Origin of the sequence: Epilithonimonas caeni DSM 17710 (assembly GCF_000426465.1) — a bacterium.
Taxonomy (GTDB): Bacteria; Bacteroidota; Bacteroidia; order Flavobacteriales; family Weeksellaceae; genus Epilithonimonas; species Epilithonimonas caeni.
This window is the reverse complement of the sequence record NZ_KE384528.1, coordinates 211,324-227,219: the sequence shown is the minus strand read 5'-3', so window position 1 is coordinate 227,219 and position 15,896 is coordinate 211,324. Positions and strand designations below refer to the sequence as shown.

The window sequence follows — 15,896 nt, the reverse complement described above, 5'->3', positions numbered from 1 at the left end:
TGTTATTTCAAAATCAAGGATTTCGAAAGTGTTGTAGTTGGATTTGCCAATATTGTAACATAGTTTAGCATCCCATAATTATAATATGTTTTTTATGAAGAAAAATTTGATTTTTTTGATGATGATGTCCGGAGTGATGTCTTTTTCTCAAAACTGCAATTATGGCGTTGCATCAGATGGCATTGCAAATGGCGAAAATATATCGACGGGCGGAACCTACGAATATACATCGGCTTCGGATTTTGATGTGGAGTTCGGAAAAATCCTGACTGTGAACAATGTGAAGTTTAACGTATTGAAAGGAACAGCCGATCTTAACTATGTTAATATCTATTTCTATGGAGATAATGCTGGAAAACCCGGAAGTTTGATCAAGTCTTTTGAAAATATAGTTCCTGCCTCTCAGACCTTGAAATATACGCTTGAAAATATTTCAGCTTATGAGATAGATGTGAACTTACCTTCAACATTTGATTTGCCAAAAGGAAAATACTATCTATCCGTGCAAGGAAATCCGGGAGATGAAACCGCTGCAAGCTGGGAAATTACCAAAGAAGCAACAACCAAGGTAGGTAGATTCGATTTTTCAAAATTTGGCTCTGAAGATTGGTTTGGTGGTTTCGCTTATTATGACCATGTTTTCCAGGTTTCCGGAACATGTTCATCCACAGGCGAAACTCAACCTGACTACGGAACACCATCAAGCCAAGGGAATCTTGGAAACAATCATGAGACAGGTGGCAGTATGCCGGGAAGATCTTTGGCAGATGATATCATTGTTCCGGATAATATCAAATTCACGCTCACAAACTTTAAGATCTCAACGCTGCAATTAGGTAATATCAGGAATGCGACCATCAATGTCAGAGCTTCTGTTGATGATGCACCTGGGGAGGTTCTTTATTCTTTCGAAAACATCGGTCCGAAAACAGAAAACTATTTTGGCTATTGGCCGGTGCCTGGTTATCCTCTGGACGTGGTTGCGGTAGATTTGAATTTTGAACTTCCTCAGGCTGTTGAGCTGTCTGCCGGTAAATATTTTATCGAAGTTAAAGCCACTCCTGTTCCGTTCACGGATTATCTTCGTTGGGAAGCAACTTCTCATTCAGGGATTGGCAGTGATTCCTTTACATCTTATGATGATGGAGAAACCTGGGAATCTAATGAAGGATATAATTTCGTTTTTGATGCAATTGGCTTCTCAAGATCTTCCTTGGCTGTGAGTGATGTAGATCAAAATAATTTCCGTTTCTATCCAAATCCTGTAAAAGATGAGTTGACAATTATTTCTAAAAATGAGGCGAATAGAATTTCAATCTATAATGCTGCAGGACAATTAGTAAAGGATTCTGAGATCAAAAATAACAAAGTGAACGTTTCTGATCTGAGCATTGGAAATTATATTGGAAAAATCATTTTGAAAAATGGGCAGACACAAACAATAAAAGTTATTAAAAAGTAAAAATATCTTCATTTTTTAAGTTTAACTAAATCCTATTCAAATGATTAAAAATCTGCTGAATAGGATTTTTATATTGAGTTAATTCAACTTCGAATAATTTTAAAATAACTTATTAAATTGTAGGGCATAAAATGAATTTCAATGGATGTTATCTCATTCTAATATTTCGTATATTTGCAACCAATTTTTAATAACTATTTAGCCAAAACCAGATGATAAAAAGTAATAAAAAATTAGCAATTGATTTTGACGGAACGATCGTAGACGATGCATATCCAGGAATTGGGAAGGCAAAAGTTTTTGCTTTCGATACTTTGAAAAAGCTACAAGGAGAAGGTTATCGTTTGATTCTTTGGACTTACCGTCACGGCAAATCGCTTGAAGATGCTGTAGAATTTTGCAGAAAAAATGGACTGGAATTTTACGCCGTTAACTCAAGCTTTGAAGGAGAGGTTTTCGATTCAGAAACCCAATCCAGAAAAATCGATGCGGACCTTTTCATCGATGACAGAAATCTCGGTGGATTCCCGGGTTGGGGAGAGATCTATCAGATCATCAACGAAAGGATTGAGTTCCAAGTAGCCGGAGGCGAAGTTCATGCTTACTCCAAAATGAAAAAGGAAAAGAAAAGAGGATTATTCTGGTAGCAGAATAGAAATTAGAGGTTAGATATTAGAAATTAGATTTTCTAGAGTGCTCGTGTGTTCGTCTAACTTCTGACATCTAACTTCTAACATCTAAATAAAATAATGATTCAACTCAAAACAATAGAGGAGCTTCGATTGATGAAGCAAAGTGCAAGATTGGTATCCCAGACCTTGGGGATGTTAGCAAAAGAAATTAAGCCGGGCGTTACAACGATTTATCTTGATAAACTGGCTTACGATTTTATCAAAGACCACGGCGCAGAACCAGCATTTTTAGGATATGGCGGGTTTCCTGCCTCACTTTGTATTTCCCCGAATGACCAGGTCGTTCACGGAATCCCGAATGCTGAACCTATTAAAGAAGGGACTATTCTTTCTGTGGATTGTGGCGTTTTCTGGAACGGATTTGTTGGCGACCATGCTTATACTTTTGAAGTAGGGGAAGTTTCTGATGAGGTCAAAAAACTATTGAGAGTTACAAAAGAATCTTTGTATAAAGGCATTGAGCAATGTGTGAGGGGAAAGCGTGTTGGGGATATTTCCAACGCAATCCAGAAACACTGTGAGAAAGAAGGTTATGGCGTTGTCCGCGAATTGGTTGGGCACGGTGTTGGACGACAAATGCACGAAGACCCGCAAGTTCCAAACTACGGAAAACCTGGGAGCGGAAAAGTTCTGAAAGACGGAATCTGTTTGGCTATCGAACCAATGATTAACCTTGGGACAGAAAAAGTGAAGTTCCATAATGATGGCTGGACGGTTACGACACTGGACAATCAGCCTTCTGCACATTTTGAACATGATGTTTGTGTTTATAATGGCAAACCAGTTTTGCTTTCTACTTATGATTATATTTATGAAGCCTTAGGAATTAGATCTGACGAGGAAAAAGCTTTCCAGGTTGATTTTTAATTTTTCGAATTATGAAATCGCTGTATGTTCTTTTTTTAATTTGTTCAACTGGCTATTTGTCAGCACAGACCTTTCAGCGTAATGTTGGTGAGTCCAAAGAAGATTTTGTAAAAAGAATAAAGCCGGTTCAGAACGCAGAAATCCAAGGTGAGGTCCTGGAGGTCAAACAATGGAACAGTTTGGCGAATCCTATTTTCGCAGCCTACGAATATTCAGAAAAAGGGCTCGAGAAAGGTCGGCCAAATGGTCTGAATTATTCTTATGTTGATAGCTATCTTTTGATTGCTTTGGGTAATAAGAGATATAAGAAGATCTTCATCGATTCCTATCCGGAAGAAGGCGCAACAGCTTATGTTGAATCTGTTTTTTTTGCGAATGCAGACCGCGATCCGGAAAAAGAGTTGGGGATTCTTTGTTCCTGGGATCAAAGTATGCATTACGGCATCAGCGGAAAAATTTATCAGGTTTATTTTTATGATTATCCTAAAACGACGGATAAAATTTCAAAACTGAAACCTCTTCAGATCAAAGGATTTGAGATGGAGTTTGATGGTACTAACGATACCGGGAGAAGGTCTGTTGCAAAGTTCGATACAGCAGCCAAGATCAAAGCCGAATTAAAAAGATTAGGATTCTAAACCATTTTGAGATTTGAAAAAAATTGCAAAACTTCTGCTGAATGTGATTCCCAGACCAATGCTTATCAACCTAAGCATTTTTCTGCGTCCGCTGATTGTTCTTTTTTTCAAAGGAAATAATTTCACCGATCCGATTGACGGAAAATCTTACCGTAAATTCCTACCTTATGGTTACGGAAAGCAACGGGCGAATGCGTTGTCTCCTGGAACTTTATCATTAGAAAGACACCGTCAAATGTGGCTTTACCTTCAAAATGAAACCAATTTTTTTACTGATCAATCAAAAGTTCTTCATATCGCTCCGGAGCAGGAATTTCTGAGAAAATTTAAAAAGATGAAGAACCTGGATTACACTTCTGCCGATCTGTTTTCGCCGATTGTGGATGTGAAAGCCGATATTCTTGATTTGCCTTTTGAAGATAATAGTTTTGATGTTATTATCTGCAATCATGTTTTGGAGCATATTGTGGATGACAGAAAAGCAATGTCCGAACTTTACCGCGTGATGAAATCCGGAGGTTGGGGGATTCTACAAGTTCCTATGAAAAATTCTCTGGAAAAAACTTACGAAGATTTCACAATCACAGACCCGAAACAACGCCAGAAGCATTTTGGACAGTACGACCACGTTCGCTGGTACGGAATGGATTATTTTGACCGTTTGAAAAGTGTTGGTTTTGAAGCTGATATCAATTTTTATTCTCAAAAATTCTCTGAGGCTGATATCAAAAGATTTGGTCTTAATAAGAATGAAATTTTACCTGTTGTGAGGAAAAACTAATATTCTTAACAGATTTATCCATCATTGTTTTTTGATGTAATATCTTGAAATCAGATTGTTTTAGAAGCTGATTTACTGGACTGCATATTTGAGAAATATAAATTAATGTACAGAAATAATTCTAATTGATTCCATGAGTTTATCTTCATTAATGATAATTTTGCATTAAAAAATATTACATTTTCATAATTCTATCTATTTAATAAAAACTCTGAATTTTGTTTTTATTAAATGTAAAATTGGTAAAAGTTATTCTGTAATTCCGGTAACCTTTTTTATAGAGAGAAATTGCTTTTGTTTTATTAAATCTACTAATTAAAATCAATATTAAAAAGCTGCCGAAAATCCGACTCATCATCAATTATTAATTGCTCGTTCAAACAAATGTTTGATAAAATTATGTTAAATATTCTTTAAAATTATTTTTTAACAGATTGAACATCAGTAATAATAGTTTTTGTTAATTACCTTTGATAGATTTTATTATTATTTACATAACGTCTAATTTGTATATAATCTCTAAATTTGAACGTTTGTTTGAAAACATATCTAAAAAATAAGTATTTATGAGGAATATCGCGCTTAGCTTTTTTGTTGTTTTAGTTCTTTTGACATCTTGTTCGAAGTCTGAAAATAAAGATGACAAAAAAGAGTTGCCACCACAACCATATCAATATATCGTTGCGAAAAGTGGTCCGGCTGAGAATCTTACCCAATATCCGGCAAGATTGGAAGGGGTAGAAAATGTAGAGATCCGTCCAAAGATTGACGGTTTCGTGGAAAGAATTTATGTAGATGAAGGCAGTCAGGTAAAGAAAGGTCAGTTATTGTTCCTTATCAGAAATCCACAATATGAGCAGTCTGTATTAGCTGCTCAGGCAACTGTTAACAGTGCAAGGGCGCAAGTTGCGACAGCCCAGATGCAGGTGACCAAAACCAAACCTTTGGTTGATAAAAAAATCATATCTGCCTACGAGTTACAATCTGCAGAATTGGCACTCCAGTCTGCAAAAGCTGCTTTGGCAGAGACTCAGGCCCAATTGACCAATGCAAAGGTCAATCAAGGTTACACAAAATTATTTAGTCCGGTAAGTGGTGTTGTTGGGACATTGCCTTACAAAGCCGGAAGCTATATTAGTGCAAGTACGGCACAACCTTTGACGACCGTTTCCAATGTTTCAAAGATATTTGCTTATTTTTCCATTAATGAGAAACAACAACTGGAGTTTTTCAAACATGCAACTGGTGCTACAATTCAGGAAAAAATTAAGAATTCTCCTTTGGTTGATTTGGTTTTGTCAGACGGAAGCAAATACGATGAAAAAGGAAAAATAGAATCTATCAGTGGATTGGTTGACCCAAACACGGGTTCGTTTTCTATGAGAGCAACTTTTCCAAACAGCAAAGGCCTTTTGAGAAGCGGTTACAGCGCAACAGTTCAGATGCCTAATAGTTTGGAAGATGTCATCATTATTCCTCAAGCTGCAACTTACGAAATGCAGGGTAAAGTTTTGGTTTATCTGATCGGAGCAGATAACAAAGTGAAATCTACAGAAATAAAGGTAGAAAGCCTTCCTGACGGATTGACTTATGCCGTGACTTCCGGCCTTAAACAAGGCGACAAAGTTGTGGTAGAAGGCATCGGGCTTTTGAAAGACGATACGCAGGTGGTTCCAAAAGAAACGACCCTGCAAAACGTAATTGATAGAAAATAGTCTTCTAAATTATTTCATTAATGTCAAAAGTGAGAATTTGAAAGCTTTCGATTTTGGAGGTCTTTTATCATTCATCTTTTTTCCTTTAGTCTAAAAAATATGTTTAAAAAATTTATAGAACGTCCGGTATTGTCCACCGTAATTTCCATTATCATCGTGATTCTCGGTGTTTTGGGAATCGTGACCTTGCCGATTTCACAATATCCGGATATTGCCCCGCCAACAGTAGTTGTAAGCGCAAGTTATCAAGGTGCTAATGCCGATGTGATCCTTAAGAGTGTTATAGTCCCGTTAGAAGAGCAAATCAATGGGGTAGAAGGGATGACCTATATGACCTCTACTGCGACCAATGATGGTTCCGGTTCCGTGACCGTATACTTCAAACAAGGTGTGAATCCTGATATCGCTGCGGTAAACGTGCAAAACAGGGTTTCCAGAGCGACACCCCTTTTACCGGCAGAAGTTACCAGAGCCGGAGTTACGACAACCAAAAGACAAAGTTCAAACGTATTGATATTCTCGCTTTACAGTGAGAATCCCAATTATGATATGACCTTCCTGCAAAACTATACTAACATTAACATCGTTCCTCAAATCAAAAGGGTGACCGGAGTTGGTGATGTAACGGTTTTTGGTACGAAAGATTACTCAATAAGAATTTGGCTGGACCCGAATAAAATGGCGTCTTACGGATTGGTTCCTTCGGATATCAACACCGTTTTGGCTGAACAGAATATCGAAGCTGCGCCGGGAAGTTTAGGTGATGAAAGTAACGAAAGTTTCCGTTATACTTTAAAATATAAAGGCCGATTAACAGAAATTCCCGAGTTCGATAATATCATTATAAAAGCGACTGAGAACGGACAAACGTTGAAACTGAAAGATGTTGCCAGGGTAGAATTAGGAGCGCAGGATTATACAGGAACGAGTGTCACAGATGGTCATCCATCGATTGGTATGGCGGTCGCACAAACTGCAGGTTCTAATGCGCAGGATGTAATTAATCAATCCATTGCAGTTCTGGACAAGGCACAGGAATCTTTTCCGAAAGGTGTGAAATATGTGGCGTTGGTTAATGCCAATGACTTTTTGGATGCATCGATCGAGAAAGTGATCCATACTTTGTTTGAGGCATTTGTTCTTGTATTCATCGTGGTTTTCTTATTCTTACAGGATTGGCGTTCAACAATGATTCCGGCGATTTCGGTTCCGGTGGCGATTGTTGGTACATTTTTCTTCCTGAGTATTTTCGGATTTACCATTAATCTATTGACGCTTTTTGCATTGATTTTGGCAGTGGGGATTGTGGTCGATGACGCAATCGTTGTTGTTGAAGCTGTCCATACCAAATTGGAACAAGGAGAGAAATCTCCACTTAGAGCTTCCGTAAATGCGATGGACGAAATCAGTAGTGCGATTATCAGTATTACCTTGGTAATGGCAGCGGTTTTTATTCCTGTAAGTTTCATCTCTGGTTCAGCTGGTGTATTTTACAAACAATTTGGTTTAACATTAGCGATTTCGATCATATTATCCGCTGTAAATGCATTGACATTGAGTCCCGCTTTATGTGCAATTTTCCTTAAACCTCATTCTCACGAAGAAAAGAAAAAGAATTTCTTGCAGAGGTTTTTTACCAATTTCAACATCATTTTCGATGCGATGGTAAAGAGATATTCCAGAGGGATTTTATTTTTATTAAGGAAAAAATGGATGGCATTCGCTGGTCTGGCTTTATTTGCCGGAATCTTTGTTTGGCTGATGAACACAACACCAAAATCCTTTGTTCCTAGCGAAGATATGGGAGGGATTTTTATGGATATCTCGCTTCCGATCGGTTCCAATGAAAACAGAACAAGAGAGGTTCTTGCAAAAGTTGAAAAAATTGTTGAAAAACAACCGGAGGTTCTTCATATCTTCAAAGTTTCTGGTAGAGGTATGATTAGCGGGAGCGGTTCCAATAACGGGATGCTTATCGTAAAACTGAAAGACTGGAAAGACAGAACCAAGAAAGGCGAGGATTTGCAATCTTTTGTTGCGAAAATGTATAAGGAAACAGCAGGGATCAAAGATGCAAAGATGACCTTCTTCGGAAGACCTACTTTGCAGGGTTTTGGTAATGCTGCCGGTTTCGAGATGCAGATCCAGGATCAGAAAGGTGGAAGCATTGCTGATTTGACCAAAGTGACCAATGATTTCATTGATAAGATGAATCAACAACCGGATATCCAGAGAACATTCACTTCTTTTAATCCCAATTATCCTCAATATATGATTGATATCGATATTCCTGCTGCAAAAGCTGCTGGATTCTCTGTCTCAGATATTTTGGGAACAATGCAAGGCTATTATGGTGGGGTTTACTCATCGAATGTCAATTTGTTCGGTAAGCAATACCGTGTAATTTACCAAGCACCTTTTGAGAATAGAGAAAATCTGGAGAGTTTCAATATGATTCAGGTTAGAAATTCTAATGGCGAAATGGCACCTTTGAATAGGTTTATCACGGCAAAAAGAGTGTACGGGCCTCAAGCCATTGGACGTTTCAACTTATTTACAGCAATTTCTCTGAATGGAACACCAAATCCTGGTTTCTCTTCCGGAGATGCTATTAATACGGTTGAAAGAGTGGCGAAAGAAACCTTACCACAAGGTTATGGCTACGAATTCTCTGGATTGACGAGAGAAGAAGTTACTGCCGGAGGACAAACGGTTTACATCTTTATTTTATGTTGTGTATTCGTTTATTTCCTTTTGGCAGCACAGTACGAGAGCTACATCTTACCATTTGCGGTAATGTTGTCATTGCCTGTTGGTTTGGCTGGTGTAATGATGTTCAGTGCGTGGATTGGTGGTTCTAATAATATTTACACGCAGATCTCACTCATTATGTTGATCGGACTCTTGGCGAAGAATGCGATTTTGATCGTAGAATTTGCCTTGGATGCAAGGAAGAAGGGTTATACTATTGCCCACGCAGCAATCAGTGGAGCGAAACAAAGGTTGCGCCCGATTTTGATGACATCATTTGCTTTCATTTTTGGATTGGTTCCGTTAGCGATCTCAACCGGAGCTGGAGCTGTGGGTAATCAATCGATTGGTATTGGTGCAATTGGGGGAATGTTATTCGGAACGATTTTCGGCGTGTTTTTCATCCCGATCTTATTTGCGGTATTTATGTATCTGCAGGAAAAAGTGAGTGGTAAAAAAGACCTTGAAAAATATGAAGGAGAACTTAGCGAATAAACCTAAATTAAATCTTGCAGATGAAAATTAAAATCATAAATTTAGTTCTATTGGCTGGCATCGCCGGTTTCTTTTACTCTTGTAAAGTAACAGATACTTATCAGGACCCGCAGGTAGAACAAAGCAGGCAGGATAACCTTTTCCGCCAGAAAACAAACAACGACAGCACGTCCGTTGCCAATGTAGCTTGGAATCAGATTTTTACGGATGATAAGCTTCAAAATATTATTAATAAAACCATTCAGAATAATCTTGATTTGAAAGTTGCTGTTGCAAGAATTCAAGAAGCCAGTGCTGTTTTCAAACAATCAGAATTACAGAACCTTCCAAGTTTGGATGTGGCTGCTTCAGCTACTGAGACAAAAAATAGTGCTGCGGCGCAAGGCGGTAATTTTGTAATGCCGGATCTTTTGGTTTACAGATTGGGGCTTTCCACAGGTTGGGAAGTGGATATCTGGGGAAGAATCAAATCTTTGAAAAGATCGGCTTACGCAGGATTTCTTCAGACCGATGCCGCAAAACGCGCTGTTCAGACACAAATTGTAGCACAAGCTGCGACTTTGTACTATCAGTTGATTTCTTTGGATAAGCAATTAGAAATCACAAAGCAAACCATTGAACTTCGTAAGCAGGATGTTGAGACTGTGCAAGCATTGATGGATGCGGCCTATCTTACCGGTGCGGATCTGGAGCAAAGCAAAGCCAATCTTTATTCTGCGCAGTTATCGGTTCCGGATCTGGAATTACAGATTCAGCAGACAGAGAATGCTTTGAGTATTTTGATGAATGACAATCCACAGTCTATAGAAAGAAACTCTATTGATTCTCAGGTTATTTATGCTGACCTTAAAACTGGTGTACCGCTTTCATTATTGAAAAATCGTCCCGATGTCCAGGCGGCTGAGCTGACTTTCCGCCAGGCATTCGAAAACAAAAATATGGCGATGGCGCAGGTTTACCCTACCTTGAGTATCACGGGAACTTTGGGATTGTCGTCCAGAACTTTGGAAAATTTCTTTACCAATTCTTTGTTTTATACTGCAGCAGGAACTTTGACGCAGAATATCTTCCAAATGGGAAGCAGAAAAGCGCAAGTCAGAATAATGGAAGCTCGTAAAATGCAGGCCTATTATACATTCGAAAAAACCCTGTTGACAGCTGGTTCCGAGGTTTCCAATTCACTATTGTCTTATCAAAAAGCGAAAGAAAAAGAATCAACAAGACAACTTCAGATCCAGTCTTTGGAAAAAGCAGTGGAATATAATAAAGAGTTGTTAACCTATTCATCTAATACAAATTACGTGAATGTCCTGACATCCGAGCAATCATTGTTGGCTGCAAAGTTAGCGGGCGTAAATGATAAACTTCAGCAGTTACAGGCTGTTACAGAATTTTACCGGGCACTTGGTGGTGGACAATTTTAAACACTAGATTTTTTTTACGATACTTATTAACCCCAGCAATTTTGTTGGGGCTTTTTATTTGAAAATTTATTATTCAATTCAAAAAAAATCATTAGCTTGGCCTTGTTAAAAATACAAACTATGAGCAAGTTTTCTATCGAATCTTTTGTGAACGAAACAAAAGAAAATCCACAGGAAAAAGACTATTTCGAACTGGAAAAACCGGAACTTTTAGAAATCAATCTTAACAATCAGGCAGTTTGGACAAAGGCTGGCAGTATGGTCGGTTATGTCGGAAATATCAATTTTGAAAGACAGGGAATGCTTTCCGGCGGACTCGGGAATCTTCTGAAAAAAGCAATTTCCGGCGAAGGGACCAAGTTGATGAAAGCTGAAGGTTCAGGAAGGCTTTATGTTGCTGATAATGGCAAAAAAGTAAGAATCCTGCACCTTAACAACGAATCTATCTCCGTCAACGGAAATGACGTTCTTGCCCACGACCAAAGCATCAAAAGCGATATCAAAATGCTGAAAAGCATCGCTGGGGTTATGGCAGGTGGACTTTTCCAAGTGAAACTCAGCGGAACCGGTCACATCGCGATCACAACCCATGGACATCCATTGACACTTTTGGTAACGCCAGACGCACCGGTTTTCACAGACCCAAATGCAACAGTTGCCTGGTCCGGAAATTTGACACCGGAACTGAAGACCAATGTCTCCTTAAAAAGCCTTATTGGCAGAGGTAGCGGAGAAGAATTCCAAATGAAATTTTCAGGAAATGGTTGGGTACTCATCCAGCCTTATGAAGAAGTTTATGTTGTAGCTGGTAAGTAATTTATATTCAGGAGCTTGATCCCGTTATCCACTATTACTCCTCGCGCAGCCGCAATTTCCAAGGCTTGCTGTGGGGTAGCCGTTACTATCGGGGCTAGAAATGAAAACCTCAGAGAAATTTTCTCTGAGGTTTTCATTTTGGAACTTGTCACCATTCGGGATAGATTGTTACATTTGTGAGGTAATCTTCACAAATCATGAAAAAAATTGTACTATTCTTATTTCTGTGCTTGACTGTTCTGTGTTATTCGCAGGACAATTATGTCAATTCAATTACAAAAAAACAGCAGTTTCTGAATCTTTCGGGAAAACCACTCACAGATAAGTTTACCAATATGAAATCGGTGAAAGTGGTCTATGATTATGCTGCGAAAAAGCTATATTTTTTCAATAGTACGAGGTATACTTATCATTATGATTTCTGTTCACAGGTTTTAGGTTTTAATGGAGACATAGGTGAGTTCAACAAGCAATCATATAATGAGACCAATAAAAGGACTTATCTTCTCGCCAATGTCAATTATCTGGACAATTCGGATGATTGGGTAATGGAGTTGGCTGCATCTGATGAGATGAATGCCGGTCTAATCAATTTCTTTTTTAATGAGATTAACAAGAATGTCTACTTCAAAGATAAACTGAAGTTTTATTTGAATTCGCCTCACGTCATTCTCCTGAATTCAAAAAAGGAACTGAAGATCCCAACTGTTCTCTCGGATTTTATTTTCAAAAGAATTACGGAACAATCCATTGAAAATGCTTCCAGTATTGGAATTCTCAAAAAATATGATTTGCAGAAAAAGGAAGATTTTAATCCAAAATCTAATGAAATAATTATCATCAACACTACTCCGGAATTCATTCCTACTGTAAGAGGAATTATCATTACTGAGCTTCAAACGCCTTTGAGTCATTTGGTCTTATTGGCGAAAAACAGAAATATTCCGGTATATGTGGATACAAAAGTTTGGAACAAACAATCTGTAAATAATCTTTTGGGGAAGAAAGTGGAATTGATTACAAAAGAAAGTTCTTATTCACTGAAAGCTTCACAGAAACCAATTCCGGCAAAAAAAGCTGTCAAAGAAATAGTCCTGAAGAGGGATTTTTCTGTGACAGATTTGGTTGATTTGGAAACAGAAACTCCGGTAAATATCGTTAATTCAATCGGTTCAAAAGCGACCAATCTCGGCCTTTTAAAACAGATTCAGAAAGAAATGAGATCTTTCAAAACTCCCGAATATGCTTTTGCGATTCCGTTTTATTATTTTAATGAACATATCAAGGAAAACGATCTTCAAAACAAAATCAATGCGATGTATGCCATTCCGAAGGATTCTGTAAAGCTTTTGGAAAAAGAATTGAAAGCGTTTAGAAAAACAGTCAAAAATTCAAAAGTGAATCCCGAACTTCTAAAGAAAGTAGAAGAAAAACTGAATGCTCAAAGTGATTTCAAAAATTTCAGATTCCGTTCTTCTACCAATGCCGAAGATATGGAAGGCTTCAATGGAGCAGGGCTTTATGATTCTAAAACTGCAGTCATCGGAGATTCAGTTAAGACCGTGGAGAAAGCTATTCTGGAAGTTTGGTCGAGTTTCTGGAATTTCCGTGCGTTTCAGGAAAGAGATTTGTTCGGAATCAATCATGAGAGCTGTGCTATGGGTGTTTTGGTTCACCGCTCATTCCCGGATGAGAAAGCAAACGGGGTTTTGGTTACAAGAAATATGTACCGTGACAGATATGCAGGAATTACTGTGAATGTCCAATTGGGCGAAGAGTCGGTCGTGAAGCCTGAACCTAATGTAACCTGCGATGAGTTTTATTGCCATAATTTCAACGGATTTGGTTCGTTTGTGGTAGATTATTGCTCCACTTCAAGCCTTAATAATGGAAAACCGATTCTCAATGAAACGGAAATCAAGAAGCTCTTTAATTTGTCTCCAATCTTGGAAAGAAAACTTAACAATCTTTGGCAGAAAAGGAAAATGGCAAAACGAACTTATCCTTTAGACATAGAATTCAAATATCTTGGCAATGAAAAACAGCTTTATATAAAACAGGCGAGGGCTTATATGGATTAGAAAAAACCTTAATAAGAGACTTTGAGAATCACAATGTTATCATTCAGATTAATAGTTTTGATATTGTAACTGAAGTTTTTCAGTTTAGTTTTTTCAGCCAAAACTTTTTTACGTTCTACTTCCTCGAGCTGAAGAAATTCCAGGGAAGAAATAACCTCAATCGAACTTTTCTCAGAAACGATAGGCGATTTTTTCTCGAAATAGTTTAGAATTAGATAAATAATCACAATCGTAAGATTGATTCCCAAAAGGATTTTGATATTATCGATAGGTAAAAGCCCATTTAATAAGGAAAGTGTGATTGAAACAAAAAGAAATACGATCGTCTGAATGGTAAATGTTTCCGTCCTGAAACGCAGAATCGAAAATATGGCAAACAATCCGAATCCAACTCCCAAACTATATTCTGCTTTTGTGAAAACCAGGCACATAAAAAATGTACAGATGCTGATCAATCCCAAAAGTGGGTGTAGTCTTATGTTGCGGTTTCTGTTTGAAAAATAATAAAGCGTGAAAATCGAGATGCAAAGTATCGATAAGCGTTCAAAAAGTTCCTGTAATTCCAAAATTGTGTTTTTTTAATTATAACAAATATACAATTTAGAATAAAAGCTTAATGCAAAAAATGCCGGACATCCATTAAAAAAGGAAACATAGATTACTCAAATTATTGAGAATTTATGTTTCCTTGATATTTATAATCCTTTAAGTATTAACTCCTGAAAAACTGCCCGATCCCGGCAGATTCAAAATTGAAAGCCGAAGCATTCTCAGACTTGTCCAATTTCTTACTGATGGTCAAAGCCCAGAGAACTAATTCTTTGCAGAAGTTCTTGTCATTTTTATCTAAATCCGGAATGTTTTCTTCAATCAAAGTTGTCAACGGTTTTATATTGTCCAGTTTTTTATAGAATTCTTTGTCCGTATCAGAATAATTCAGTTCCAGGTGATTGTTGTTGAACCATTGGATGATATCGGTGTATGGCGTTTTCAAACCTTCTTTCTCGAGTTTGGAAATTCTTGGGAAAAGACTTTCAAACTGCACCATGATGGCATCATCGATCAGGATTTTTGCAACGTGATCGGCACCTTCCTGTTCGCCTTCATAAACCAATTCGATCTTACCTGTAATAGAAGGAATGATCGACATAAAATCCAACAAACGAACTTGCGTCTTATCAGAATCTGATTCCAGCAATCTTAATTTTGCAGCGGCAATAAGATTTTCCATTGCGCTGATAGTTAATCTTGCGCTCACGCCGCTTTTCGCATCTACATATTCACTTTCTCTGGCTGCAAAAGCCACTTCTTCCAAAAGATTTCTTGCCAGATCCGGAACCTGGATCTTTGCTTTGTCGTCTTTGGAAATCAGAGCTTCCTGTTCTGTGATTTGTCTTGCCAATGCGATAGTTTTCGGATAATGCGTGAAAATCTGGGAACCGATCCTGTCTTTCAAAGGTGTTACAATGCTTCCTCTGTTGGTATAATCTTCAGGATTCGCAGTAAACACAAATTGAATGTCCAAAGGCATTCTCAATTGGAAACCTCGGATCTGGACATCGCCTTCCTGCAAAATATTGAACAAAGAAACCTGGATTCTCGCCTGTAGGTCCGGCAATTCATTCAAAACAAAAATCGAACGGTTTGCTCTCGGGATCATTCCGTAATGTAAAACACGTTCATCCGAATAAGGCAGTTTCAAAGTCGCCGCTTTGATTGGGTCGATATCGCCGATCAGATCCGCAACATTCACATCAGGAGTTGCCAGCTTTTCAAAGAATCTCTCGGAACGATGAACCCAGGAAATCGGCGTTTCGTCTCCCAACTCCGCGATCAGATCTCTTGCAAATTTTGAAATCGGATTGAAAGGACTGTCATTGATTTCCGAACCTTTTACGATGGGCATATATTCATCCAAAAGATTGACCATACTTCGGGCAATTCTGGTTTTTGCCTGCCCTCGCAAACCTAAAAGATTGATGTGATGCCCGGCCAGTATTGCTTTTTTCAATTGCGGGATCACGGTGTCCTCGTAACCCCAAAGTCCTTCGAAAACCGGTTCTTTAGCCTTGATTTTTGAAATCAGGTTCGTCTGGATTTCCTGATTGATGGTTTTATCCGTATATCCCGATTGTTTTAATTCTTTGAATGTCGTATCGTTCTTCATTTTTTAA

Annotated in this window: 12 protein-coding genes; 10 read left to right on the top strand and 2 right to left on the bottom strand. The window is 38.1% G+C overall.

Features of this window, described 5'->3' with window-relative positions; translation table 11 throughout:
* Positions 1–94 precede the first annotated feature (94 nt).
* From K319_RS0118850 to K319_RS0118800, 10 genes are all read left to right on the top strand, one after another.
* Positions 95–1,462: a T9SS type A sorting domain-containing protein gene (locus tag K319_RS0118850; protein WP_169712684.1), complete on the top strand. Its 1,368-nt coding sequence runs from the start codon at positions 95–97 to the stop codon at positions 1,460–1,462.
* Between the two features lie 215 nt (positions 1,463–1,677).
* Positions 1,678–2,109: a BT0820 family HAD-type phosphatase gene (locus K319_RS0118845; protein ID WP_027385025.1), complete on the top strand. Its 432-nt coding sequence runs from the start codon at positions 1,678–1,680 to the stop codon at positions 2,107–2,109.
* A gap of 102 nt (positions 2,110–2,211) precedes the next feature.
* On the top strand, positions 2,212–3,021 hold the full coding sequence (gene map / locus K319_RS0118840) for a type I methionyl aminopeptidase (RefSeq protein WP_027385024.1): 810 nt from the start codon (positions 2,212–2,214) through the stop codon (positions 3,019–3,021).
* 11 nt (positions 3,022–3,032) lie between these two features.
* Positions 3,033–3,659 (top strand): hypothetical protein, encoded by a 627-nt coding sequence (locus K319_RS0118835; protein WP_027385023.1) that lies wholly within the window; start codon positions 3,033–3,035, stop codon positions 3,657–3,659.
* A 13-nt stretch (positions 3,660–3,672) separates the two neighbouring features.
* Positions 3,673–4,440, top strand: a complete 768-nt coding sequence (locus K319_RS0118830) for a class I SAM-dependent methyltransferase (protein ID WP_027385022.1) — start codon at positions 3,673–3,675, stop codon at positions 4,438–4,440.
* Positions 4,441–5,006: 566 nt separating this feature from the next.
* Positions 5,007–6,155 (top strand): efflux RND transporter periplasmic adaptor subunit, encoded by a 1,149-nt coding sequence (locus tag K319_RS0118825; RefSeq protein ID WP_027385021.1) that lies wholly within the window; start codon positions 5,007–5,009, stop codon positions 6,153–6,155.
* 99 nt (positions 6,156–6,254) lie between these two features.
* Entirely contained in the window at positions 6,255–9,401 is a 3,147-nt protein-coding gene (locus K319_RS0118820) for an efflux RND transporter permease subunit (RefSeq protein ID WP_027385020.1), read from the top strand.
* A gap of 20 nt (positions 9,402–9,421) precedes the next feature.
* Positions 9,422–10,825, top strand: a complete 1,404-nt coding sequence (locus tag K319_RS0118815; RefSeq protein WP_027385019.1) for an efflux transporter outer membrane subunit — start codon at positions 9,422–9,424, stop codon at positions 10,823–10,825.
* Positions 10,826–10,945: 120 nt separating this feature from the next.
* Positions 10,946–11,641: an AIM24 family protein gene (locus K319_RS0118810; RefSeq protein ID WP_027385018.1), complete on the top strand. Its 696-nt coding sequence runs from the start codon at positions 10,946–10,948 to the stop codon at positions 11,639–11,641.
* A gap of 197 nt (positions 11,642–11,838) precedes the next feature.
* Complete coding sequence (locus K319_RS0118800) at positions 11,839–13,722, top strand: PEP/pyruvate-binding domain-containing protein (RefSeq protein WP_027385017.1); 1,884 nt, start codon at positions 11,839–11,841, stop codon at positions 13,720–13,722.
* 8 nt (positions 13,723–13,730) lie between these two features.
* Here K319_RS0118800 and K319_RS21230 read toward each other — a convergent pair whose 3' ends face one another.
* A complete protein-coding gene (locus tag K319_RS21230; protein WP_169712683.1) occupies positions 13,731–14,288 on the bottom strand; it encodes a DUF4956 domain-containing protein in 558 nt (185 codons plus the stop codon).
* A gap of 146 nt (positions 14,289–14,434) precedes the next feature.
* Positions 14,435–15,889 carry a sigma 54-interacting transcriptional regulator gene (locus K319_RS0118790; RefSeq protein WP_027385016.1) on the bottom strand — a complete coding sequence of 485 codons (1,455 nt, stop codon included), beginning with the start codon at positions 15,887–15,889 and terminating at the stop codon, positions 14,435–14,437.
* Positions 15,890–15,896 lie beyond the last annotated feature (7 nt).